This is a genomic window from Streptomyces avermitilis MA-4680 = NBRC 14893 (assembly GCF_000009765.2).
Taxonomy (GTDB): domain Bacteria; phylum Actinomycetota; class Actinomycetes; order Streptomycetales; family Streptomycetaceae; genus Streptomyces; species Streptomyces avermitilis.
This window is the reverse complement of the sequence record NC_003155.5, coordinates 2,456,835-2,479,894: the sequence shown is the minus strand read 5'-3', so window position 1 is coordinate 2,479,894 and position 23,060 is coordinate 2,456,835. Positions and strand designations below refer to the sequence as shown.

General features: G+C 71.2%; 18 protein-coding genes. 10 read left to right on the top strand and 8 right to left on the bottom strand.

Annotated features, from left to right (window positions below; translation table 11 throughout):
* Positions 1–327 precede the first annotated feature (327 nt).
* Both SAVERM_RS10695 and SAVERM_RS10690 read right to left on the bottom strand, forming a co-directional pair.
* Positions 328–3,138: a helix-turn-helix transcriptional regulator gene (locus SAVERM_RS10695; RefSeq protein WP_010983473.1), complete on the bottom strand. Its 2,811-nt coding sequence runs from the start codon at positions 3,136–3,138 to the stop codon at positions 328–330.
* A 233-nt stretch (positions 3,139–3,371) separates the two neighbouring features.
* Positions 3,372–4,211 (bottom strand): helix-turn-helix transcriptional regulator, encoded by an 840-nt coding sequence (locus SAVERM_RS10690; protein WP_010983472.1) that lies wholly within the window; start codon positions 4,209–4,211, stop codon positions 3,372–3,374.
* 102 nt (positions 4,212–4,313) lie between these two features.
* On the opposite strand from SAVERM_RS10690, the gene SAVERM_RS10685 reads away from it, so the two are divergent.
* On the top strand, positions 4,314–5,993 hold the full coding sequence (locus SAVERM_RS10685) for an AMP-binding protein (RefSeq protein ID WP_010983471.1): 1,680 nt from the start codon (positions 4,314–4,316) through the stop codon (positions 5,991–5,993).
* Complete coding sequence (locus SAVERM_RS10680) at positions 5,990–7,612, top strand: AMP-binding protein (RefSeq protein ID WP_010983470.1); 1,623 nt, start codon at positions 5,990–5,992, stop codon at positions 7,610–7,612. The genes SAVERM_RS10685 and SAVERM_RS10680 overlap by 4 nt, the downstream gene beginning before the upstream one ends.
* 19 nt (positions 7,613–7,631) lie before the next feature.
* Here the strand turns inward: SAVERM_RS10680 and SAVERM_RS10675 are convergent, their stop codons facing one another.
* Positions 7,632–8,618: a hypothetical protein gene (locus tag SAVERM_RS10675; RefSeq protein WP_171033201.1), complete on the bottom strand. Its 987-nt coding sequence runs from the start codon at positions 8,616–8,618 to the stop codon at positions 7,632–7,634.
* Positions 8,619–8,914: 296 nt separating this feature from the next.
* On the opposite strand from SAVERM_RS10675, the gene gcl reads away from it, so the two are divergent.
* On the top strand, positions 8,915–10,699 hold the full coding sequence (gcl, locus tag SAVERM_RS10670; RefSeq protein ID WP_010983468.1) for a glyoxylate carboligase: 1,785 nt from the start codon (positions 8,915–8,917) through the stop codon (positions 10,697–10,699).
* Between the two features lie 371 nt (positions 10,700–11,070).
* Here the strand turns inward: gcl and SAVERM_RS10665 are convergent, their stop codons facing one another.
* From SAVERM_RS10665 to SAVERM_RS10645, 5 genes are all read right to left on the bottom strand, one after another.
* Positions 11,071–11,307, bottom strand: coding sequence for a hypothetical protein (locus SAVERM_RS10665; RefSeq protein WP_010983467.1), 237 nt, complete (start codon positions 11,305–11,307; stop codon positions 11,071–11,073).
* A gap of 313 nt (positions 11,308–11,620) precedes the next feature.
* Positions 11,621–13,078 carry a catalase gene (locus SAVERM_RS10660; RefSeq protein ID WP_010983466.1) on the bottom strand — a complete coding sequence of 486 codons (1,458 nt, stop codon included), beginning with the start codon at positions 13,076–13,078 and terminating at the stop codon, positions 11,621–11,623.
* A gap of 161 nt (positions 13,079–13,239) precedes the next feature.
* Positions 13,240–14,157 (bottom strand): 2-hydroxy-3-oxopropionate reductase, encoded by a 918-nt coding sequence (locus tag SAVERM_RS10655; protein ID WP_010983465.1) that lies wholly within the window; start codon positions 14,155–14,157, stop codon positions 13,240–13,242.
* A 119-nt stretch (positions 14,158–14,276) separates the two neighbouring features.
* Positions 14,277–15,134, bottom strand: coding sequence for a TIM barrel protein (locus SAVERM_RS10650; RefSeq protein WP_010983464.1), 858 nt, complete (start codon positions 15,132–15,134; stop codon positions 14,277–14,279).
* Positions 15,135–15,330: 196 nt separating this feature from the next.
* On the bottom strand, positions 15,331–16,842 hold the full coding sequence (locus tag SAVERM_RS10645; RefSeq protein WP_010983463.1) for a subtype B tannase: 1,512 nt from the start codon (positions 16,840–16,842) through the stop codon (positions 15,331–15,333).
* Positions 16,843–17,164: 322 nt separating this feature from the next.
* Between SAVERM_RS10645 and SAVERM_RS10640 the strand changes: the two genes are divergently transcribed.
* The 7 genes from SAVERM_RS10640 (at position 17,165) to SAVERM_RS10610 (ending at position 23,026) form a co-directional block, all read left to right on the top strand.
* A complete protein-coding gene (locus SAVERM_RS10640) occupies positions 17,165–17,416 on the top strand; it encodes a YkoF family thiamine-binding protein (RefSeq protein WP_010983462.1) in 252 nt (83 codons plus the stop codon).
* Positions 17,413–17,781, top strand: coding sequence for a helix-turn-helix domain-containing protein (locus tag SAVERM_RS10635; protein WP_010983461.1), 369 nt, complete (start codon positions 17,413–17,415; stop codon positions 17,779–17,781). Before SAVERM_RS10640 ends, SAVERM_RS10635 begins: the two co-directional genes overlap by 4 nt.
* A 196-nt stretch (positions 17,782–17,977) precedes the next feature.
* A complete protein-coding gene (gene uraD / locus SAVERM_RS10630) occupies positions 17,978–18,496 on the top strand; it encodes a 2-oxo-4-hydroxy-4-carboxy-5-ureidoimidazoline decarboxylase (protein WP_010983460.1) in 519 nt (172 codons plus the stop codon).
* Positions 18,493–18,900, top strand: a complete 408-nt coding sequence (uraH, locus tag SAVERM_RS10625) for a hydroxyisourate hydrolase (RefSeq protein WP_010983459.1) — start codon at positions 18,493–18,495, stop codon at positions 18,898–18,900. The genes uraD and uraH overlap by 4 nt, the downstream gene beginning before the upstream one ends.
* A gap of 6 nt (positions 18,901–18,906) precedes the next feature.
* Positions 18,907–19,854, top strand: coding sequence for a factor-independent urate hydroxylase (gene pucL, locus SAVERM_RS10620; protein ID WP_010983458.1), 948 nt, complete (start codon positions 18,907–18,909; stop codon positions 19,852–19,854).
* A 134-nt stretch (positions 19,855–19,988) separates the two neighbouring features.
* Positions 19,989–21,368 carry an 8-oxoguanine deaminase gene (locus SAVERM_RS10615; protein ID WP_010983457.1) on the top strand — a complete coding sequence of 460 codons (1,380 nt, stop codon included), beginning with the start codon at positions 19,989–19,991 and terminating at the stop codon, positions 21,366–21,368.
* A gap of 89 nt (positions 21,369–21,457) precedes the next feature.
* Positions 21,458–23,026, top strand: coding sequence for a nucleobase:cation symporter-2 family protein (locus SAVERM_RS10610; protein WP_078234624.1), 1,569 nt, complete (start codon positions 21,458–21,460; stop codon positions 23,024–23,026).
* The last annotated feature ends 34 nt before the right edge of the window (positions 23,027–23,060 follow it).

Sequence of the window (23,060 nt, the reverse complement as noted above, 5' to 3'; positions counted from 1 at the left end):
CTGTCGCCGAGAGCCGGCGAGGTTGCCGCTGGAGTCGGCCCGGCTGCCCCCGGGAGTCGGCCCTGGCTGCCGCCGGAGTCGGCCCCGGCCGCCCTCGGGAATCAGCCATGGCTGCCGTCGAGAGCCGGCGAGGCTGCCGCTGGAGTCGGCGCGGCCGCCCTCGGGAATCAGCACCGACCGTCTCCGGGAGTCGGCCCCGACTGCCCCCGGAAGTCAGCCCCGGCTGCCGCCGGGGTTCAGCCCCGACCGTCCCCGGAAGTCAGCCCCGGCTGCCGCCGGAGTTCAGCCCCGACCGTCCCCGGGAATCAACCCCGGCACCCCCCGGAGTCAGCCCTGGCGGCCGCCCGCCGCCAGGCGCACGATGTCCACCCGGGACCGGATGCCCAGCTTCCGGTAGACCCTCGTCAGCGTTGCCTCCACCGTCTTCACGCTGATGAACAGGCGCGCGGCGATCTCGCGATTGGTCGCGCCCTCCATGACCAGCGCGGCCACCTGGCGTTCCGTCGCGGCCAGGGCGTCGAGGGCCGCCGTGGAGAGGGCCGGCTGGGCGGGCCCGGTGACCGTCGCGGTCTCCACCTGGCGCAGCCACGGCAGGGCGCGGCAGCGGCGGAACAGCCGGGCCGCCTCGTCGTACGAGGTCGGTCCGGGCCGATGCGTGCGCAGGCCGGCCAGGGCGAAGGCGGCCCGCGCCTCCTCCAGGCCGTAGCCCAGCTTGGCCAGCCGGTCCTGCGCGGACGTCAACTGCCGTGTGGCCGCGTCGATTTCGCCGCGTGCCGCCCGCGCCAGCGCCTCCGCCCGGTCCAGCACCGCGAGCACGCTCTCGCGCCCCAGCCGCAACGCCTGGGTACGCGTCGTGTCGATGAAGCCCTGCGCCTCCGCCGGTTCCCCGATGCGGACGAGCGCCTCGGCGAGGTCGCCGTGCCAGCGCCCCCGTGCGGGGTCGGTGACCCCGAGTCCCTCCTCCAGCTCCCGTACCCGCCGCAGCGACCGCACCGCTCCCGCCGCGTCCCCGGCCACGAGCTGGGCGTGCCCGAGGGCGCCCAGCGCGCGCGAGAGATAGACCAGGTCACCGTCCTCCTCCGCGCGCCCCACCGCCTCCCGGGCCAGCGTCAGCGCCCGGTTCACCTCGCCGCCCGCGGCCTCCGCGAGCGAGGTGAACATCGCGGTGGCGCCCTCGCCGATCCCGGTGTCCCGCGCCAGCCGGAGGCTCTCCCGGGCGAGGTCGAGCGCCCGCCCGCAGTGCCCGGCCCGCAGTTCGACCTCGGCGAGCGCCCGCAGGAAGTGCACCTCGCTCTCGACCATCCCGCGCCGCCGCACCTCGCGCAGCAGCGCGCTGATCGTCGTACGCGCCTCGGCGAGCTGGTCGCCCATGATCAGCCAGCGGAACCGGGCCGCACCGGCGCCGTTGTGGTCGCACGCCACCCGCGGGTCCTGCGGCTCCTTGAGCGCCCGCTTGATGGTGCCCGGGGCGTCCGGGTGCCCCATCAGGGTCTCCATCTGTGCCTGGAAGGCCAGCGCGAGGAGCTCGGCGCGCCGGTCGGCGGCGCGCGCGGCCAGCTCCGCGGACCGGGCGGCCTCCTCGCGGGCCTTGTCGAACTCGCCCTCCACCAGCAGCGCCCGCCACGCGAGCTGGTAGTGCACCAGGGCGAGAAGCCGGGGATCGTCGCCCGCGTCGGCCAGCGCCTGCGGGAAGACGGCGTCGACCTCGGCCATGGCCTGCCCCGCCGCGTCGATCACGACCATCCAGGCCCGTACCCGGTCCGCGGGCCCCCCGGCCCGCCCGAGCACCTCGCGGGCGATGTCCCGGGCGAGATCCGTCTCCCCGGCGGTCAGCGCGTCCTCGGCCGCCTGGAGGCGTCGCTCGTCCGGGCCCGGCACGGTGTCCGCCGGAGTGTGCCGGGCGGCGAGCAGTCCGAGCCCCGCCGCCACCGACGGCGCACCACGGTCCCGGGCGACCGCCGCCGCCTCCCCGAGCCGGGTGGCGACCCGGGGATCGGTCCCGGTGGTGGCCAGCGCGAGATGCCGGGCCCGCTCGATGGGATCGGAGGCCGCCGTGGACAGCGCGGCATGGGCGGCCCGTCGCTCCTGCGCGGTCGCCTCCGCGTACAGCGCGGCGGAGACGAGCGGATGCGCGAACCGTACGCCGGGTGCGTCCCGTTCCGTCACCAGCAGCCCGAGCGCGGCGGCCTGCGCCGTCTCCGCCTCCGCGTTCTCGCGGCCCGCGGCGTGCAGCAGGGCGAGCGTCGGGCGTGCTCCGGCGCTCGCGACGAGCAGGGTGCGGCGGGCCTGGGGCGACAGCATGTCCAGCCGGTTCAGGACGAGCGCGCGCAGCGAGGTCGGCACGGGCAGCGGCTCGCCCGGGCTCGGCGGGGTGGGGCTCTCGGCCAGCGCGCGGCCCAGCTCCAGCGCGAACAGCGGGTTGCCGCCGCTGGTGCGGTGGATGTCGCGCACCGTCGAACGGGGCAGGTCGGTGTGGCCGCGACGGCCGAGGAGCTCGGCGGTCTGGGCGCGGGAGAGGGGGTTCACGCGCACCGCGAGCGTCTCCGGCGGGGACGCGCGTAGATAGCGGTCGTGCTGCTGGCCCTGTGGTTCGGTGTCGGTACGGACCGCGCAGAGCATCTGGACGGGCATGCCGCCCAGACGCCGCGCGGCGAAGCCGAGGAGTTCGGCGCTGGCCGGATCCAGCCACTGGAGGTCGTCGGCGACGATCAGCACCGGGCCACGGGCGGCCAGGACACGGAGCGTGGAGAGCACCGCGAGGCGCAGCGCGAGTCCGTCGCGCTGGAGGGTGGACTCGCCGCGCCCGGTCAGCGCGGACTCCAGAGCGGTGCGCTGCGGGGCGGGCAGCCGGTCGAGGACCTCGTCCTCGACCAGACCGAGGAGGTCGGCCAGGGCCAGAAACGGAAGATGCGATTCGGACTCGGTGGACGAACACCGCAGGACGGTGTGCGCCGTTTCGCCGTATTCGGTGACCAGGGCCCGCAGGATGGTCGACTTTCCTATTCCGGCCGGGCCGTGCACCAGCACACTGCCCCCTCGGGTGAGCTGCTCGCGTGCCCCCGCGAACAGTTCTTCCCGGCCGATGACCAGGTCGGGGCGGGGTCTCGCAGGCTCCTTGAAGTCCCGTCGCACGGTCACCGCTCCCCTCGTGTGTCGTGTCCGGGCCAATATTAGGCAACGAATCTTTGAAATTCGGACGGACGGCGTGGTGAGGGAAATAACAGGTGGACGGCATAAGGGAATTCACTGAGGTGCCGAATGAATGAACGACGAAACCCCGGAGATGTGCAAATAGGGCGGGACGGTCGGAATCAGCCGCCGGGCAGTCGCCACCGTGAGGCCGTCGGGACCGTCGGCACCGTCGGCAGTCGCTACGGCAGCACCCCCGCCCGGCGCGCCGCGACCACCGCTTCCAGCCGGGTGTGCGCGCCGAGCTTGCGCATCGCCGACCGCAGATACCCCTTCACGGTCTCCGGGCGAAGCCCCAGCCGCTCGGCCGCGACCGCGTTCGTCGCCCCCGCCGCGACGCACACCAGCACATCCACCTCACGCGGTGCCAGCCCGAGCGCGTGTGCCGCGGCCGGCTCCGCCGACGCCGCTCCGGCCAACTGCCCGCACACCTCGAGGAGTTCGGCCCGCAGTGCCGGGTCCATGAGGCGCGGCGCCAGTGCCCGCAGCGCCCCGTGCGCCTCGCGCACCTGCTCCCAGGCCGCGCCCGACGCGGTCTCGGGTTCCCGCGCGGCCGTCATCAGGCTGTGCGCCTCGTCCCGCACGACCAGCGCCTGCTCCACGTCCCGGGCCGCCTCCACGGCCGCCGTGAGCGTCCGGTCGCCCAGCGGCTGAGCCGCCCGCAGAGCGCCGTACAGCACACCGCGCACCCGACGGCGTACGACCACGGGCACCGCGACCACGGACCGCAGTCCCTCGGCGGCGACCGCCACGTCGTACTCGTGGCTGATCTGCCGTGACGTCGAGTAGTCCGTCACCGCGCACGGCCGCGAGAGGGCGACGACCTTGCCGCCGAGCCCGCTGCCGGAGACCACCGCGAGCGAGCTGAGGGCGAGCGTCGTGTGGCCGCACAGTTCGCTGATGCGGATCTGCGGCCGCCCGGGCTCGACCAGTCCACCGAAGGCGACCGGGAGCCCCGTCGCCCGGCGCAGCCGTAGCAACGCGCCGCGCACCTCCACCGCCTCGGCTGCGTCTGCTGCCACCTGCTCGCCCCTTCATCGCGGCGCACCCCCCGTTCGGGGGTGGTGAGACCTGCATCACGGATTACACGATGTTAGGTGGCTGTCCGGCAATGAGGAGGACACATGACGGCGAACACGAGCGCGACGGACGCATTCAGGGCCGCGCGGGACTTCCTGCTGACGCACCGCGAGGACTACGCCACGGCCTACGAGGGCTTCCGCTGGCCCCGCCCGGAGCACTTCAACTGGGCGCTCGACTGGTTCGACGTCCTCGCGCGGGGCAACGACCGCACGGCCCTGCACCTCGTCGAGGAGGACGGCGCCACCACCCGGCTGTCCTTCGCCGAGCTGTCCGAGCGCTCCGACCGCGTCGCCAACTGGCTGCGCGCGCGGGGAGTCCGGGCGGAGGACCGCGTCCTGGTCATGCTCGGCAACCAGGCGGAGCTGTGGGAGACGGCGCTGGCCGCGATGAAGCTGCGCGCCGTCGTCATCCCCGCCACCCCGCTGCTGGGCCCCGCCGACCTGCGCGACCGCGTCGAGCGGGGACGCGTCCGGCACGTCGTGGTGCGCGCCGAGGACACCGGCAAGTTCGACGAGGTGCCCGGCCGTTACACCCGGATCACCGTCGGCGGCGAGCGGCCCGGCTGGCAGTCGTACGAGGAGGCGTACGCGGCCGACGCGGCCTTCGAGCCGGACGGCATCACCCATGCGGACGATCCGCTGATGCTGTACTTCACCTCGGGCACGACCGCCCACCCCAAGCTGGTCGAGCACACCCATGTGTCGTACCCGATCGGCCACTTGGCGACGATGTACTGGATCGGACTCGAACCGGGCGACGTCCACCTGAACATCTCCTCGCCGGGCTGGGCCAAGCACGCCTGGTCGAACCTCTTCGCCCCCTGGAACGCGGAGGCGACGGTCTTCCTGCACAACTACACGCGCTTCGACGCGGGCCGTCTGCTGACGGAGATGGACCGCGCCGGGGTGACCACCTTCTGCGCCCCGCCCACCGTCTGGCGCATGCTCATCCAGGCCGACCTGACCCAGCTGCGGACCCCGCCGCGCGAGGCGGTGGCCGCGGGCGAGCCGCTGAACCCAGAGGTCATCGAACAGGTGCGGCGCGCCTGGGGCGTCACCATCCGGGACGGCTTCGGACAGACGGAGACGGCGGTCCAGGTCTCCAACAGCCCCGGGCAGAAGCTGAAGACGGGCTCCATGGGGCGGCCGAGCCCCGGGTTCCACGTCGAACTGCTCGACCCCGTGTCGGGCGCGCCGGGAGTGGACGAGGGCGAGATCGCGCTGGATCTCTCGGCGCGGCCCGTCGGTCTGATGACCGGCTACCACGGTGACGCCGACCGCACCGCCGAGGCGATGGCAGGCGGCTACTACCGGACCGGTGACATCGGTTCGCGCGACGCGGACGGCTACATCACGTTCGTGGGCCGGCGCGACGAGATCTTCAAGGCCTCCGACTACAAGATCTCCCCGTTCGAGCTGGAGAGCGCGCTGCTGGAGCACGAGGCGGTGGCGGAGGCGGCCGTGGTGCCCGCGCCGGACGAGCTGCGGCTCGCCGTGCCGAAGGCGTACATCGTCCTGGCGGCGGGCTTCGAGCCGGGCCCCGACACGGCGAAGGTGCTCTTCGAGCACGCGCGCTCGGTCCTGGCGCCGTACCAGCGCATCCGCAGGCTGGAGTTCGGTGAACTCCCCAAGACCGTGTCCGGCAAGATCCGCCGGATCGAGCTGCGCGAGGCCACGGCGGCGGGCTCGGCCGAGGAGTACCGCGAGGAGGACTTCCGGTGACCGAACTGTCGTACGCGCACGGGACGAGCACGACACCGCTCCTCGGCGACACCATCGGGGCGAACCTCGACCGGGCGATCGCCGCGTATCCCGACCGTGACGCCCTCGTGGACGTGCCCTCCGGGCGGCGCTGGACCTACGCCGAGTTCGGTGCCGCCGTCGACGAGGTGGCGCTGGGGCTGCTCGCCAAGGGCGTGCTGAAGGGCGACCGGGTCGGCATCTGGGCGGTCAACTGCCCCGAGTGGGTGCTCGTCCAGTACGCGACCGCCCGCATCGGCGCGATCATGGTGAACATCAATCCCGCCTATCGCGCCCACGAGTTGGCGTACGTCCTCCGGCAGGCGGGGATCTCGGTGCTCGTCGCCTCGCTCGCGCACAAGAGCAGCGACTACCGCGCCCTGGTCGACCAAGTGCGTGAGAAATGCCCCGAGTTGCGGGAGACGGTCTACATCGGCGACCCGTCCTGGGAGGCGTTGACGGCGGGCGCGGCCTCGGTTCCGTACGAGCGGCTGATCGCCGGCGCGGCCGACTTGAGCTGTGACGACCCGGTCAACATCCAGTACACCTCGGGCACCACGGGCTTCCCCAAGGGGGCCACCCTCTCGCACCACAACATCCTCAACAACGGCTACTGGGTGGGCCGTACGGTCGGCTACACCGAAGAGGACCGGGTGTGCCTGCCCGTGCCGCTCTATCACTGCTTCGGCATGGTCATGGGAGCTTTGGGCGCCACGTCGCACGGCGCGTGCATCGTGCTCCCTGCCCCTTCCTTCGACCCGGCCGCCACCCTTGCGGCGGTCCAGCGGGAGCGCTGCACGTCCTTGTACGGCGTGCCGACCATGTTCATCGCGGAGTTGAACCTCCCGGACTTCGCGTCGTACGACCTCTCCTCGCTGCGCACCGGCATCATGGCGGGCTCGCCCTGCCCGGTGGAGGTGATGAAGCGGGTGGTCGCCGAGATGCACATGGCGGAGGTGTCCATCTGCTACGGCATGACGGAGACCTCGCCGGTGTCGTTGCAGACGCGCCGCGACGACGACCTGGAGCACCGCACCGGCACCGTCGGACGCGTGCTCCCGCACATCGAGGTCAAGGTCGTCGACCCGGCAGGCGGGGTGACGGTGCCGCGCGGCACCGCGGGCGAGCTGTGCACCCGCGGCTACAGCGTCATGCTCGGCTACTGGGACGAACCCGAGAAGACCGCGGAGGCCGTGGACGCGGGGCGCTGGATGCACACGGGCGACCTCGCCGTGATGCGCGAGAACGGGTACGTCGAGATCGTCGGCCGCATCAAGGACATGATCATCCGGGGTGGGGAGAACATCTACCCGCGCGAGATCGAGGAGTTCCTGTACGGGCATCCGAAGATCGCCGACGTACAGGTGGTCGGCGTGCCGCACGAGCGGTACGGCGAGGAGGTCCTGGCCTGCGTCATCCCGCGCGATCCGGCCGACCCGCCGACGCTGGAGGAGCTGTGGGCCTTCTGCGACGGGCAGCTGGCCCACTACAAGATCCCCAGTCGGCTGCGGATCCTGGACTCCTTCCCGATGACGGTGTCCGGGAAGGTGCGCAAGATCGAACTGCGGGAGCAGGCGGCGCGGGAGGGGCGGGACGACTGACGCGGCGCCCGGCCGGGCCTCACGCGCCGGTGGCCACCAGGTCGTCGGCGAGGCTGTTGACGGGCTGCGGGGTGCCCGTGAGGTCGAGGACGAAGAGGGGGACGCCGAGGCGGTCGGCGACGGCGCGGGCGTCGTCCGCGTAGCCCGCGAGGGAGAAGTAGACGCACCCGGCGGACTCCGTCATGGCCGTCAGCCACAGGCACTCCACGTCCCGCAGCGAAGCCGGCCGCACCGTCGGGTCCACCTGCGCGAGCATTCCGCGCGCCGCGAGCCCGATCCCGTTCGGCGGGCGCTGGTCCGCGCGCCGGACGTCCTGGTACCCCAGCCAGCGCAGATACAGCGCGGCGGCGGTCACGGCGTCCCGCGCGGTACGGATGGTGACGGGCTGGAAGGCGGGGCGGGCCGACGGGGTGGCGCGGGGGAGCGCGGCGGGGCGGGGGCGCGAGCGGCGCGTCGTGCCGGGGATGCGCGGGATGGATCCGGCCGCACCTCCCGGTGCCGCCGCTGCGCCCGGCTTCGCGGCGGACGGGCGGGGGCCCGGCGTTGAGCCGCGGGGGCCGGGCGCCGAGGACGGTGCGCCGGGCGCCGGTCCGGGCGCTTCCGGCGTCGGCGGGTGGTCGTCCGGCGTTGGTGTGTGGTGGCCCGGCGTCGGCTCCTGTGGATCCGCCGGTTCTCCGACGGGGGGCGCCCCGCGAGCGTCGTCGGCCTCCGCTGCCGGCCGCGGCGCCTGGCCCGGCGTACCCGGCCCGCCCGACACCGGAATCCGCAGGACGACCCCGCAGTGGCAGCCCAGCTCGGGGTGCGGCCACTGGTCCTCGCGCCCGCAGGCCCCGCAGCGGACGGTGACCCAATCCTCGTCCCAGGTGCGGTGGGTGACGGCGCTCGGGGCGGCGGCACGGTCGAGCGGGGGAGCGACGGGGGCACCGCAGGCGCACGGATAGGACGGTGTCGCGTACAGGTGCTCGCGCCGGCACACCGGACACCGCACGGGCACGCTCTCGGCCATGGCCCACTCCACCGGATGACGTCGGGACAGCGCCTCCATCGTCCTCCAGTCACGGCACTCCCGGCAGCGAAACGCGGTGACGCCCAGGGCCGGATTCCCGGCACCGCGTCCGGCATCGGCCCGAGGGGGCACCGACCTCGCCCCACTCTTGACGCTCTTCACCCCGCCCCCTACATTGCTTCCAGATAGTAGAAGTTACTTTCCACTATGCGGAACAATGAAGAAGTCGACGGAAACATGGCTCTCCGCTGGGCGCGACGGGAGCGCGAATCCGACAGCCGAAGCAGGAGTACTCAATGGCTCGTATGACCGCTGCCCGTGCGGCAGTCGAGATCCTCAAGCGCGAGGGCGTCCGCAGCGCGTTCGGTGTCCCGGGCGCGGCGATCAACCCCTTCTACGCGGCCCTCAGGGCCTCCGGCGGGATCGATCACACCCTCGCCCGCCATGTCGAGGGCGCCTCGCACATGGCCGAGGGCTACACCCGTGCGCACCCGGGCAACATCGGCGTCTGCATCGGTACGTCGGGCCCCGCGGGCACCGACATGATCACCGGTCTCTACTCCGCCATCGGCGACTCGATCCCGATTCTGTGCATCACCGGCCAGGCGCCGACCGCCGTGATCCACAAGGAGGACTTCCAGGCCGTCGACATCGCCTCGATCGCCAGGCCGGTCACGAAAATGGCCGTCACCGTCCTCGAGGCCGCGCAGGTTCCCGGCGTCTTCCAGCAGGCCTTCCATCTCATGCGCTCCGGCCGGCCCGGGCCCGTCCTCATCGACCTGCCGATCGACGTCCAGCTCACCGAGATCGAGTTCGACCCGGAGACGTACGAACCCCTCGCGGTCTACAGGCCCGCCGCCACCCGCGCCCAGATCGAGAAGGCGATCACCCTTCTCAACGAGTCCGAGCGCCCGCTGATCGTCGCCGGCGGCGGCGTCATCAACGCCGACGCCTGCGAACTCCTCGTCGAGTTCGCCGAGTTGACGGGGGTCCCGGTCGTCCCGACCCTGATGGGCTGGGGCGTCCTGCCCGACGACCACGAGTTGAACGCCGGTCTGGTCGGCCTCCAGACCTCGCACCGCTACGGCAACGCCACCTTCCTGGAGTCCGACTTCGTCCTGGGCATCGGCAACCGCTGGGCCAACCGCCACACCGGCAGACTGGACGTCTACACGGCCGGCCGGACGTTCGTGCACGTCGACGTCGAGCCCACCCAGATCGGCAGGATCTTCGCCCCGGACTACGGCATCGCGTCCGACGCGAAGGCCGCCCTCGAACTGTTCGTCGAGGTGGCACGGGAGCTGAAGTCCGCGGGCGGGCTGCCCGACCGGTCCGGGTGGGCGGCCTCCACCCAGGAGCGGAGGGCCACCCTCCAGCGCCGTACGCACTTCGACGACATCCCGATCAAGCCGCAGCGCGTCTACGAGGAGATGAACAAGGCCTTCGGCCCACAGACCCGGTACGTCTCCACCATCGGCCTCTCGCAGATCGCCGGCGCCCAGCTGCTGCACGTCCACCGGCCGCGGCACTGGATCAACTGCGGCCAGGCCGGGCCGCTCGGCTGGACCGTCCCGGCCGCGCTCGGCGTCGCCAAGGCCGACCCCGAGGCACGGGTCGTGGCGCTCTCCGGGGACTACGACTTCCAGTTCATGATCGAGGAGCTGGCGGTCGGCGCGCAGCACCGGATCCCGTACGTCCACGTCCTGGTGAACAACGCCTACCTGGGCCTGATCCGGCAGGCACAGCTCGGTCTTGACATCAACTTCCAGGTCAACCTGGAGTTTGAGAACATCAACTCCCCGGAGCTGGGCGTCTACGGCGTCGACCACGTCAAGGTCGTCGAAGGCCTCGGCTGCAAGGCGATCCGGGTCACCGACCCCGGCGAGCTGGGCGCCGCCTTCGAGCAGGCCAAGAAGCTCGCCGCGGAGTACCGGGTGCCGGTCGTCGTCGAGGCGATCCTGGAGCGGGTCACCAACATCGCGATGAGCAGGACGAACGACATCAGCGACGTCGTGGAGTTCGAGGAGGTGGCGACCGAGCCCGGGCACGCCCCGACCTCGATCAGGACGCTGAAGGTCTGATAGCGGGACACAGGCCTGACACGGGGGTCAGGCGGGGGTTTCTCGACAGGGGCGGCTCATCCGGGGGAGAGCCGCCCCTCCTCCGTGCGCGGGCGGCCGGCCCCGACCGGCCTTGCCGCCCTCGACATCCCGGTGCTCCTGCCGTTCCCCGCGACGCGGCCCGCCCCCACGGGCCGCGTCCCCGGGCTGATCCCCCGTACCCCCGTACCCCCGTACCAGAGGCCCGCCGCCCCCGTGCCGGCGGGCCTCATGTGTCGAGGATGTGCCCTCGCCCGGGGTTGGTTGAAGCCCTTTGACCGTTGTTCAGAGCTTGATTTGAGGGTTCCGTAGGACACGTACGCCGAGTGGCGTACGTGTTCTCAGTCGTCTTCTCAGTCGTCCTCGTGCTCCGACAGTCCCGGCCAGTCGTCCGGCCCGCCGCCCTGCCATTCGATGAGGTCGCTCTCCTCGACCTCGATCCGGTCCAGGTCGGCCATGCGCAGGATCTCGATGACATCGTCCAGATGGGAGGCGATCCCGAGGGGCGCGTCGCCCGCGGTGACCCGCCGGGATCCGTCCAGGGCCGGTGGATGCACCACTATGTGCGGATACTTCGTCGCGTGTTCCATGCCTTCAGGCTCGCGCCGCCGGGACGGATCCGCACCCGGAAACGCCAGGGAGCGCCGGATACGGGACCGTCCGTATCCGGCGCTCAGAGGCCTGGCTGGGACCGCGGCGGCTGCGACGGAGCCGTGGCCTTCTTCCCTCAGGTCGAGAAGGAGGCCGCGGGACCTTCACCACCGCACTGGCTCGCATACCGCCGCGGTCCTCGCCGTGCCCGCGCGGTGTGGGGCGACCACCCCTCTTCCGGGTCGCTCGACCGTCGCGGGCGGTGCGCCCGGGGTCCGACCTCCTGTCGGGACCCGGGCGCCGTCCGGGGATTCAGTCCTCGCGCAGGGCGCGGACCGCCTCCTCCACACGCGTCCCGTACTCCGGGTCCGCGGCGTGGAAATGGGTGAGGTTCTTCTCGATCACGTCGTCGCGGGAGACCTGCGAGAGGCCACCGGCGATGTTCGCGACCAGCCGGGACCGCTCCTCGGCCGACATCAGGCGGTACAGCTCGCCCGCCTGGAAGAAGTGGTCGTCCTTGGTGTGCGGCGGGGCCTCGTGCGTGCCCGTGTGGCCGGTCACCGCCAGCGGGGCCGACAGCGGCCGGCCGGTCTCGGCCGGGCCGTCGTACGAGTTGGGCTCGTAGTTCTTCGCGGCGCGGCCCTGTGCGGGGGAGGCCATGAGGCCGTCACGGCCGTAGTTGCTCACGACCGTCGCCCTCGGGGCGTTGACCGCGAGCTGCGTGTGATTGACGCCGAGGCGGTAACGGTGGGCGTCCGCGTACGCGAACAGGCGGCCCTGGAGCATCTTGTCCGGGGAGGGGCCGATGCCCGGCACGAAGTTGTTCGGGGAGAAGGCCGCCTGCTCCACCTCCGCGAACACGTTGTCCGGGTTGCGGTCCAGGACCAGGCGGCCCACCCGCTGGAGCGGGTAGTCCGTGTGCGGCCACACCTTCGTGAGGTCGAACGGGTTGAAGCGGTACTCCGCCGCCTCCGCCGCCGGCATGATCTGCACGTACAGCGTCCAGGACGGGCGCACACCCCGTTCGATGGCCTGGAGCAGGTCCGTCTGGTGGGAGTTCGGATCCGTGCCCGCGATCTCCTGAGCCTGTTCGGCGGAGAGGCTGCGGATGCCCTGGTTCGTCTTGAAGTGGTACTTGACGAAGAAGGCCTCCCCCTCGGCGTTCGTCCACTGGTAGGTGTGCGAGCCGTAGCCGTTCATATGACGGTACGAGGCCGGGATGCCGCGGTCGCCCATCAGCCAGGTCACCTGGTGCGTCGCTTCGGGGCTGTGCGCCCAGAAGTCCCAGACGTTGTCCGGCTCCTGCTTGCCCGTGAACGGGTCGCGCTTCTGGGAGTGGATGAAGTCGGGGAACTTGAGCGGGTCCTTGATGAAGAAGACGGGAGTGTTGTTGCCTACGAGGTCGTAATTCCCCTCCTCCGTGTAGAACTTGACCGCGAAGCCGCGCGGATCACGGACCGCGTCCGCGCCGCCCAGGCTGTCGGCCACCGTCGAGAATCGCAGGAAGACCTCGGTGCGCTTGCCGACCGTGTTCAGGAAGTCGGCGTACGTGAAGCCGGTGACGTCGTCGGTCACCTCGAAGTGGCCGTACGCGCCGGAGCCGCGGGCGTGCACCACGCGCTCCGGAATGCGCTCGCGGTTGAACCGGGCGAGCTTCTCCAGGAGGTGCTGGTCCTGGAGCAGGAGCGGACCACCGACGCCGGCGGTGGCTGAGTTCTGGTTGTCGGCGACCGGGGCGCCGGACTCGGTCGTAAGCACGCGCTTCGACATCGTGCACCTTCCATGCGAGGGGCAGCGGAAACCTTCTTCCGCTTCGTGGAGCCTAGGTATGGGACCTTCTAGGCGTCAACACTTTGTTGAAGTTGGTTCCGGGCGGCGCCACCGCTTGGGCGCGACGGGACAGATGTCAGCGGCGGCGCCGCCCGGAGGTCTCAGAGCCGCGCGCCCGAGAGGCGCTCCACGGACCTCAGCAGGGCCGAGTGGTCCAGCCCGCCGTCCCCCTGTGCGCGCAGCGCGGCCACCAGCTGGGCCACCACCGCGCCGACCGGCAGGGCCGCGCCCACGGCGCGGGCGGCGTCCGTGACGATGCCCATGTCCTTGTGGTGCAGATCGATGCGGAAGCCCGGCTTGAAGTCACGGTGGAGGAAGTTGTCCTTCTTCCGCGTCAGCACGGTGGAGCCGGCGAGGCCGCCGCCCAGGACGTCGAGCGCCGCCTTCAGGTCCACGCCCGACTTCTCCAGGAAGACCACGGCCTCGGCGCACGCCTGGATGTTCACGGCGACGATCAGCTGGTTCGCGGCCTTCACGGTCTGGCCCGCACCGTGCGGACCGCACAGCACGATGGTCCTGCCGAGCGCCTCGAAGACCGGCTTCGCCTCGTCGAAGTCGGCCTGCTCGCCGCCGACCATGATGGACAGCACGGCCTCGACCGCACCGGCCTCGCCGCCGGACACCGGGGCGTCCAGGACGCGGATGCCCTTCGCGGCCGCGGCCTCGGCCAGGTCCACGGAGGTCCGCGGGGTGATCGACGACATGTCGATCAGCAGGGCGCCGGACCTCGCGTTCTCGAGGATGCCGTCGGGGCCGTACGAGATGGCCTCGACCTGCGGGGAGGCGGGCACCATCGTGATGACGACGTCGGCGTCGCGCACGGCCTCGGCGATCGATCCGGCCGCGGTGCCGCCGGCGGCGGTCAGCCGGTCCAGCTTGTCCTGCTCCAGGGTGAAGCCGGTGACGTCGTACCCGGCCTTGATCAGGTTCTCGGACATCGGGGAGCCCATGATGCCGAGACCGATCCACGCGACCAGCGGGCGGGCCGGGCGGGGGGAAGGTGCGGGGTTGCTGCTCATGAGGGTGCCTCTCTGACTACGACTACGGCGATACGGCAGTGCGTTGCCGCGCGCTAACTACGGCGATACGACAGTGCGTTGCCGCGCGCTGCACGGGCGCGCGGTGACGGGGTGGCCGCTCAGCGGGCGGCGCGGGCCTCGGCCGGCAGCCAGTCGAAGGCCTCGGCGCTCGGACGGTCGCCCGGCTTGTACTCCAGGCCGACCCAGCCCTCGTACCCGGCCTTGCGGAGTTGCCCGAGCAGCTCCTTCAGCGGCAGCGTGCCCGTGCCCGGGGCGCCGCGGCCGGGGTTGTCGGCGATCTGCACATGGCCGGTCTTCGCCGCGTACGCGGCGATCACCCGCGGCAGGTCCTCGCCGTTCATGGACAGGTGGTACAGGTCCATCAGGAACCTGGCGTTGCCGAGACCGGTCGCCTCGTTGACCTGGTCGACGATCCCGATGCCGGCCGGGGCGCTCACCAACGGATAGCGCGGCGACTCCGGCTGGTTGAGGGTCTCGATCAGCAGGATCGCGCCGATCCGGTCGGCGGCCCGGGCCGCGAGGACCAGGTTCTCCAGGGCGAGCGCGTCCTGCTCGGCCGGGTCCACGCCCTCCACCCGGTTGCCGTACAGGGCGTTGAGCGCCGTGCAGCCGAGCGAGCGGGCGAAGTCGGCGGCCACGTCGATGTTGGCGCGGAACCGCTCCGACTCCTCGCCGGGGATCGACAGGGCGCCGCGGTCCGGGCCCGGCAGCCGGCCCGCGTAGAAGTTCAGGCCCGTCAGCTGGACGCCCGCCTCCTCGATCGCCTTCTTCAGGGCGTCGAGCTCGGACTGGTCGGGGGTGGGGGAGTCGACCCAGGGCCACCACAGCTCGACCGCGGTGAAGCCCGCCGCGGCGGCGGCCGCGGGGCGCTCCAGGAGCGGGAGTTCCGTGAAGAGGATCGACAGATTGACGTTGAAGCGCTGCTCCGCGGCGGTGCCCCGTTCAAGACCCGGCATATGGTCCGGCGCTCCCTTCCGTGGTCGTAGTTCCCTTTTTGAATTCCGCATTACGGAAGTTCATTTCTGCTTAATGGAAGATTGCCGTCGGGGGTTCACGCTTGTCAAGAGGGGGCCGGTGGAAAACGGCGGCGCACACGGCCGAAGCCCGGCACGCTTCCCGCGTGCCGGGCTTCAGGAGTGGCAAGGCCGGTGGCTACTTCGCGTACCCGCTGACCGAGCGGATCCAGGTGATGAAGTCGGGGGCGTCCTGGTTCGCGCCGTGCCCGCCGTCCCAGTACATGTACGTGTCGACGTCGTCGCCGAGGTTCTCCAGGCCGGCGGTGAGGTTGCCGACGACGGTCAGCGAGGTGTCGCTGTCCTTGGTGCCCACGCGGATGAACCAGTGCCGGGACCGGCCCGGGTTCTGATGCTCGATGAAGTACATCGGGTTCATCAGGTCGATCTTCTCGGGCAGGTCCGCGTCGAGGCGGGCGCCGTCGTCGCCGGTGGCCTTGCGCAGGCTCCACTGTGTGAAGTGGCGTGCCTTGGTGGTGGCCACGCCGAACAGGTTGTTCTCGGGGGCGGCCAGGGTGAAGGTGTCGAAGGACGGGACGTTCTTCTTGCGGGCGCCGACGTGGGTGAGGAAGTCGCCCCAGCCGAAGGACGCCCTGCCGCCGGACCACGTGATCCACGGGTTGGCGGTCAGGTACGCGGCGCGGTCCGCGTCCGGCAGGGCGCCGAGGTACCTGGTGGCCGACGGCTCCAGGTGTGTCTTGACCATGTACGCGTCGTAGTTGCGCGCGGTGATGCGGCCGAAGCCGTTCTTGCCCCGGAGGTTCAGCGACGCCTGGTACTCGGCGAACCCGCTCCGGAGCTCCTTGGAGAGGGTCTGATCGACCTGTGCGCCGGTGGGGAGCGGGTTGGTGCCCCAGTTCCACTCGTACGCCATGTCGGCGTGCTCGAGGTCCGTGATCGGGCAGTACGGGGCGGCGGCGAAGACGGCGTCGCTCGCGTCGGCCGCGCCCAGCTCCTGAAGGTAGGGGGCGTAGCGGTCGCTGTCGCCGGACGCGCCGAGCAGTGAGGTGAGGGCGCCGCCCGCGCTGACGCCGGTGGCGACGATGCGGTCGGTGTCGCCCGGGACGCGGCCCTTGTTGTGGCGGAGATAGCGGATCGCCGCCTTGAGGTCGACGATCGCGGCCGGGGCGACGCCGTAGTAGACGCCGGCGGTGTCGACCAGGGTCCGGCCGCGGGCGCCCGGGTCCACCACGACGAAGCCGGACGCGAGTGACAGCTTCGCGTTGACCCCCTGTCCGATGCCGGTGTTGCCGGCCGTGGAGGACGGCATGTAGCCGCCGACCGCGTTGCTGAAGACGATCGGCGCGTGGGAGGCATCGACCGCCTTGCCGTCGATCTCCACCGGGACGCTCACGTTGAGGCTCTGGTACGTCACGTCGACCGGGTCGGCGACATAGGTGACCGCCTTGAAGAACCGGTACGTCACCGCCTTGTCGCCGTCGCTCGTGGCGACGGTCGTGGTGAGGGTGGTGTAGTTCGCCGGGTCGAATGCCAGGGGGTCCGAGCCCTTCGTCCTGGTGGCGGCGGAGACCGCCCCGGTCGAGGTGGAGGCCGCCCCGGAGCCGGCGGCCCGGGCACCGCCGGCCGCGCCCACAACCGCCGGTAGGGCGGCTGTTCCGGCCAGCGCCTTCACCATCTGCCTGCGCTTCATCGCGTCTTCTCTCTTCCGGGGTGGGGGCGTGCCGGAAGGCGAGGGGCCGCTTCCGGCGGATGCGAACCTATGCGTCGGCGCGACAGATCGTCAACAATGTTGTCAACGTTAGGGAAGGGTTTGCGTCAGCGTTCCGTCCGGGCGTCCGGGGGCCGGGAAGTGCCGCTCATGGAGGGCGAGTTCGTCGCCCTTGCGGAGTCGGAGCCGGATGGAACCCCGTGTCGGCTAGGGTCGCCTCGTGGCGGACGCACCCGGTCCGTTGCCGTGAAATAGCTGGGCTTGCGGTGGAAGTCGCAGGTCAGAACGTTGTCCTGGGGGCAGTGTGCGATTGCGAGTGGAGTTCACGACCGAGCCCTTCGATCTCGACGAGGCGCCCGCGCACGCGCTGGTGGCCCGTGAGGTGGTCGAGGCGGCCGAGCTGGACGCGGTGGACGTCGGCCCGTTCGGCAACACGGCGGAGGGTGGCGCCGACGCGGTGCTCACCGCCGTGGACGCCCTGCTGCGCAAGGCCCTGGAGGCGGGTGCCACCCGTGTGTCGCTCCAGGTCAACGTGATCGGGGAGGGTGATAGGTGACCGGCAACGGGGACGAGCCGTTCATCGCGGCCGTGAAGCCGCTGGTCGACGCCATGGGTGGCGAGATGCTTCCGCCCGACGAGGCCGGCGTCGACGACGTCGTGCTCTCCTGGGAGGGCGTCGACGTGGTCGCCGTACGTCTGCCGCAGCTGGCCGACTCCCTCGACCACATCCTGGCCGCCATGGAGCGCAAGAAGGGCAAACCGCTGGCCGACCTGGACCGCAAGTCCAAGCAGGAGGTCGTGCGGATTCTCGAAGCGCGCGGCGCCTTCTCGGTGCGGCACGGCGTCGAGACCGTGGCGAGCGCCCTGGGCGTCAGTCGCTTCACCGTCTACAACTACCTCAATCGCGAGAAAGAGGCCTGACCGGAAGGGCCCTGGCTGGCACGAGCCCGGGCGAACGGGTCTGACCGGGGATGTGCTGCCCGGCCGGGTGGCGAGTCGCCGCCCGGCATCCGGACGGCGCCTCTGTTACCCAGAATTTTCAACAAACTGTTGACGTCGTGTCGCGGAGGGCGTTAGCTGGCGGCAGCCCGTTCAGTACAAGGCCACGGAGGCTCCCGTGACTTCGACTTCCACGCCGCCGGGCCTCGCCCGGTTCAACGACCTGGGGGAGCACGCGGCGCTCGCCGCCCTCCACGAGGCGTGCGCCTCCACGACGTGGGCGAGGCGGCTGATCGCCGCCCGCCCGTACGCCACCGCCGACGACCTCTACACCGCGAGTGACGCCGCGATGGCCGAACTGACCGCCGCGGACCTGGCGCAGGCGATGGCCGGGCACCCGCCGATCGGCCGCCCCAAGCCCGGCGACCCGACCTCGGCCCGGGAGCAGCGCGGCATGGCCGGCGCCTCCGAGGAACTCAAGGCGGACATGCTCGAACTGAACCTGGCGTACCAGGAGAAGTTCGGTCATGTCTTCCTGATCTGCGCGACCGGCCGCACCGGCGAGCAGATGCGCGACGCGGTCAGGGAGCGGATCGGCAACGCGCCGGAGCGGGAGCGGGAGATCGTCCGCACCGAGCTGGGCAAGATCAACCGCATCCGCCTGGCCCGACTCGTCGAAGAGGACGCACACGCATGAGCACCAGCACCACCGCCTCGGTGTCCACGCACATCCTGGACACCAGCATCGGCCGCCCCGCCGCGGGCGTCGCCGTCCAGCTCGCCGCCCGCTCGGGGCGCTCCGCCTCCTACGGGCAAGGGGGAGACTGGCAGGCGCTCGGCGGCTCCGCGACCGACGCCGACGGGCGGTGCAAGGACCTCCCGGCCCTGCCGGCCGGGACCACCCACGTACGGCTCGACTTCGCCGTCGAACCGTACTTCGAGAAGAAGCAAGCCGATGCGCAGCAGGACGCCCCCGCGAATCGGGACAGCGGTGCGTTCTTCCCCGAGGTGGCGATCACCTTCGCCGTGAAGCCCGGCGAGCACTACCACGTACCGCTGCTGCTCAACCCGTTCGGCTACTCCGTTTACCGAGGGAGCTAGCAGAAGATGACAGACGATTCCCGCCCCGGCCGCCCTGTGATGCTGGGCCAGAACCAGTACGGCAAGGCCGAGAACCGAGTCGTGAAGATCACGCGGGACGGCGCCACCCACCACATCAAGGACCTGAACGTCTCCGTCGCGCTCTCCGGCGACATGGACGAGGTCCACTACTCCGGCTCGAACGCCAACGTCCTGCCGACCGACACCACCAAGAACACGGTGTACGCGTTCGCCAAGGAGCACGGCATCGAGTCCGCCGAGCAGTTCGGCATCCACCTCGCCCGGCACTTCGTGACGAGCCAGGAGCCGATCAAGACCGCGCGTATCCGCATCGAGGAGTACACCTGGGAGCGGATCGAGGCCTCCGACGCCAACTCCAGGTTCATCGGCGCCGACGAGGTCAAGCACTCCTTCGTCCGCAAGGGCCAGGAGACCCGCGTCACCCAGATCACCTACGACGGCTCGTCCTGGGAGGTCATCTCCGGCCTCAAGGACCTCGTCGTGATGAACTCGACCAACTCCGAGTTCTGGGGCTACGTCAAGGACAAGTACACGACGCTCCCCGAGGCGTACGACCGTATCCTCGCCACCCAGGTCGCTGCCCGCTGGCGCTTCAACTGGTCTGACGACGAGCGGAAGATGCCCCACTGGGAGAAGTCCTACGAGCAGACCAGGAAGCACATGCTCCAGGCCTTCGCCGAGACGTACTCCCTCTCCCTCCAGCAGACCCTGTACCAGATGGGTTCGCGGATCATCAACCACCGCAGCGAGATCGACGAGGTCCGCTTCTCGCTTCCGAACAAGCACCACTTCCTGGTGGACCTGGAGCCGTTCGGGCTCAAGAACGACAATGAGGTGTACTTCGCCGCCGACCGGCCCTACGGCCTGATCGAGGCGACCGTCCTGCGGGACGGCTGCGAGGCGAAGATCCCGGTGGACCTCACCAACCTCTGACGTACCCGGGGTGCCCCCGGCCGGCCGGGGGCACCCGAAAACACCTTCCTTCGGCACCCGTGGCCTCCCGGCCGCGGCACTCAAAACTCCTAGGGTCCTGCCGTGCCCTGTTCACAGAGGGAAAAGGACGAACCATGGCAGCAGCCCGGCGCATCGTCATCGAGAACTGTGCGATCGCGACCGTCGACGCGGACGACACCGAGTACGCCTCCGGACACATCGTCGTCGCAGGCGGCCGCATCGAGTCGCTCGGCGCGGGCAAGGCCCCCGAGGACCTGGAGAACGTCGTACGCCGTATCGACGCCACCGGCCACCTCGTGACCCCCGGCCTGGTCAACACGCACCACCACTTCTACCAGTGGATCACCCGGGGCCTGGCCACGGACCACAACCTCTTCAACTGGCTCGTCGCGCTCTACCCGACCTGGGCGCGCATCGACGAGCGGATGGTGCACTCGGCCGCGCAGGGCTCCCTCGCCATGATGGCCCGCGGCGGTGTCACCACCGCCATGGACCACCACTACGTGTACCCGAAGGGCTCCGGCGACCTGTCCGGCGCGATCATCCGCGCCGCCCGGGAGACGGGTGTCCGCTTCACCCTCGCCCGCGGCTCCATGGACCGCAGTGAGAAGGACGGCGGTCTGCCGCCGGACTTCGCCGTCGAGACCCTCGAAGGGGCGCTGGCCGCCACCGAGGCGACCATCGACGAGCACCACGACGCGTCCTTCGACGCGATGACCCAGATCGCCGTCGCGCCCTGCTCCCCGTTCTCCGTATCCACCGAACTCCTCACGCAAGGTGCCGAGTTGGCGCGCCGCAAGGGAGTAAGGCTGCACACCCACGGTTCGGAGACCGTCGAGGAGGAGCAGTTCTGCAAGGAACTGTTCGGCATGGGCCCGACCGACTACTTCGAGTCCACCGGCTGGCTCGGCGAGGACGTGTGGATGGCGCACTGCGTCCACATGAACGACTCCGACATCGCCGCCTTCGCCCGTACGAAGACCGGTGTCGCCCACTGCCCGTCGTCCAACGCCCGCCTCGCGGCCGGGATCGCCCGGGTCCCCGACATGCTGGCGGCGGGCGTCCCCGTCGGCCTCGGCGTCGACGGCACGGCCTCCAACGAATCCGGCGAGCTGCACACCGAGTTGCGCAACGCCCTCCTCATCAACCGTCTCGGCGCCCACCGCGAAGCCGCCCTGAACGCCCGTCAGGCACTGCGCCTCGGCACCTACGGAGGCGCCCAAGTCCTGGGCCGGGCAGCCGAGATCGGCTCCCTGGAGACGGGCAAGCTGGCCGACCTGGTGCTGTGGAAGCTCGACACGCTCGCCCACGCCTCGATCGCCGACCCGGTGACCGCCCTGGTCTTCGGCGCCGCGGCTCCGGTCACGCTCTCCCTCGTGGGCGGCGAGCCGGTCGTCGAGAACAGCCGGCTGCTGCACGTCGACGAGGACGCCGTCGCCCGCTCCACGCGGGAAGAGGCGCAGCGGCTGGCGCGGATCGCCGCGCAGGCCTGACAACCGGAGATCTCCGGCCGAGGGGGACGGCCCTCGGCCGGTAGCCGTGGACCCGAGCGGGGTTCATGGCGGCCGCGTCCGGGGCGCGCATGGCTGTGCGCGCCCCGGAACGGTGTCCGTCCCGGTCCCGCACGACCGCGCATCACCTCCCTGAAACCCACGTCGACGACGACGTGCACCCGACCGGAGGAGCCGCCGTGGCCGCCCAGCCATCGCCCAGCACCGATGCAGTCCCAACCGACCAGCCCCGGCATCCAGTTGACGAGAAGCTCCCGCTTCTGAAGATGACGACCAGCGGCCTCCAGCACGTGGCCGCCATGTACGCCGGCGTCGTCGCCCCACCCCTGATCGTCGGCGCGGCCGCGGGCCTCTCCGGCACCGAGCTGACCTTCCTCACCGGCGCCTGCCTGTTCACCGCGGGCCTCGCCACCTTCCTCCAGACCCTCGGCTTCTGGAAGATCGGTGCCCGGCTTCCGTTCGTCAACGGCGTCACCTTCGCCGGCGTCGCCCCCATGACCGCGATCGTCGCCTCCACCAAGGACAGGTCCGACGCCCTCCCGATCATCTTCGGCGCGGTGATCGTCGCCGGCGCCCTCGGCTTCGTCGCGGCCCCCTTCTTCAGCAAGGCCGTCCGCTTCTTCCCGCCGGTCGTCACCGGCACCGTGATCACCCTCATCGGCGTGTCCCTGCTGCCCGTCGCCTTCGGCTGGGCCCAGGGCCCCGACCCCACGGCGGACTCCTACGGTTCGACGACCTACCTGGGGCTCGCCGCCGCGACTCTCGTGATCGTGCTGCTCCTTCGCCGCTTCACCCACGGCTTCGTCAAGCAGATCGCCGTCCTGCTCGGCCTGGTCATCGGCACGCTGCTCGCGATACCCCTCGGCGTCACGGACTTCGGCCCGGTGGCCGGAGCGGACCTGATCGGCTTCCCGACGCCGTTCCACTTCGGCGCACCGCGGTTCCAGCTCGCCGCGATCCTCTCCCTCAGCGTGGTCATGGTGGTCTCGATGACCGAGTCGACGGCGGACATGCTGGCGCTGGGGGAGATCGTCGGACGCCCCGCCGACGAGCGGACCATCGCCGCCGGTCTGCGCGCCGACACCCTCGGCTCGGCCCTCAGCCCCCTCTTCAACGGGTTCATGTGCAGCGCCTTCGCGCAGAACATCGGCCTGGTCGCGATGACGAGGATCCGCAGCCGGTACGTCGTCGCCACCGGCGGCGGCTTCCTGGTCCTGATGGGCCTGTGTCCCGTGGCCGCCTCGCTGATCGCGGTCGTGCCCCGGCCCGTCCTCGGCGGCGCGGGCGTCGTCCTGTTCGGCTCGGTCGCGGCCAGCGGCATCCAGACCCTGGTCCGGGCCGGCCTGGAGAAGGACAACAACGTCCTGATCGTGGCGGTGTCACTGGCGGTCGGCATCATCCCGATCACCGCGCCGGAGTTCTACCACGCGTTCCCGCAGACGGCGAAGATCGTCCTGGACTCGGGGATCTCGACCGGGTGCGTGGCGGCCGTGGTGCTGAACCTCCTCTTCAACCATCTGGGCAGGCGCCAGGGGGACGACGAGGTGACGGCGCCGATGGAGCCGGGCGAGGAGATCGCCGGGCAGCGGGGCGGGGCCGGCTCCCCGGCCGCGGGGCCTTCCGCGGTGACGGCACACTGACCCGGCTCGCAGGCGCCTTGCGTGTCCGGGCTCG

Bases quoted from the DNA above. Each gene is read 5' to 3' on its own strand.
- SAVERM_RS10685 (WP_010983471.1), top strand. From the start codon at position 4,314: ATGACGGCGAACACGAGCGCGACGGACGCATTCAGGGCCGCGCGGGAC.
- SAVERM_RS10675 (WP_171033201.1), bottom strand. From the start codon at position 8,618: ATGGCCGAGAGCGTGCCCGTGCGGTGTCCGGTGTGCCGGCGCGAGCAC.
- gcl (WP_010983468.1), top strand. From the start codon at position 8,915: ATGGCTCGTATGACCGCTGCCCGTGCGGCAGTCGAGATCCTCAAGCGC.
- SAVERM_RS10665 (WP_010983467.1), bottom strand. From the start codon at position 11,307: ATGGAACACGCGACGAAGTATCCGCACATAGTGGTGCATCCACCGGCC.
- SAVERM_RS10660 (WP_010983466.1), bottom strand. From the start codon at position 13,078: ATGTCGAAGCGCGTGCTTACGACCGAGTCCGGCGCCCCGGTCGCCGAC.
- SAVERM_RS10655 (WP_010983465.1), bottom strand. From the start codon at position 14,157: ATGAGCAGCAACCCCGCACCTTCCCCCCGCCCGGCCCGCCCGCTGGTC.
- SAVERM_RS10650 (WP_010983464.1), bottom strand. From the start codon at position 15,134: ATGCCGGGTCTTGAACGGGGCACCGCCGCGGAGCAGCGCTTCAACGTC.
- SAVERM_RS10645 (WP_010983463.1), bottom strand. From the start codon at position 16,842: ATGAAGCGCAGGCAGATGGTGAAGGCGCTGGCCGGAACAGCCGCCCTA.
- uraH (WP_010983459.1), top strand. From the start codon at position 18,493: ATGAGCACCAGCACCACCGCCTCGGTGTCCACGCACATCCTGGACACC.
- pucL (WP_010983458.1), top strand. From the start codon at position 18,907: ATGACAGACGATTCCCGCCCCGGCCGCCCTGTGATGCTGGGCCAGAAC.
- SAVERM_RS10615 (WP_010983457.1), top strand. From the start codon at position 19,989: ATGGCAGCAGCCCGGCGCATCGTCATCGAGAACTGTGCGATCGCGACC.
- SAVERM_RS10610 (WP_078234624.1), top strand. From the start codon at position 21,458: ATGGCTGTGCGCGCCCCGGAACGGTGTCCGTCCCGGTCCCGCACGACC.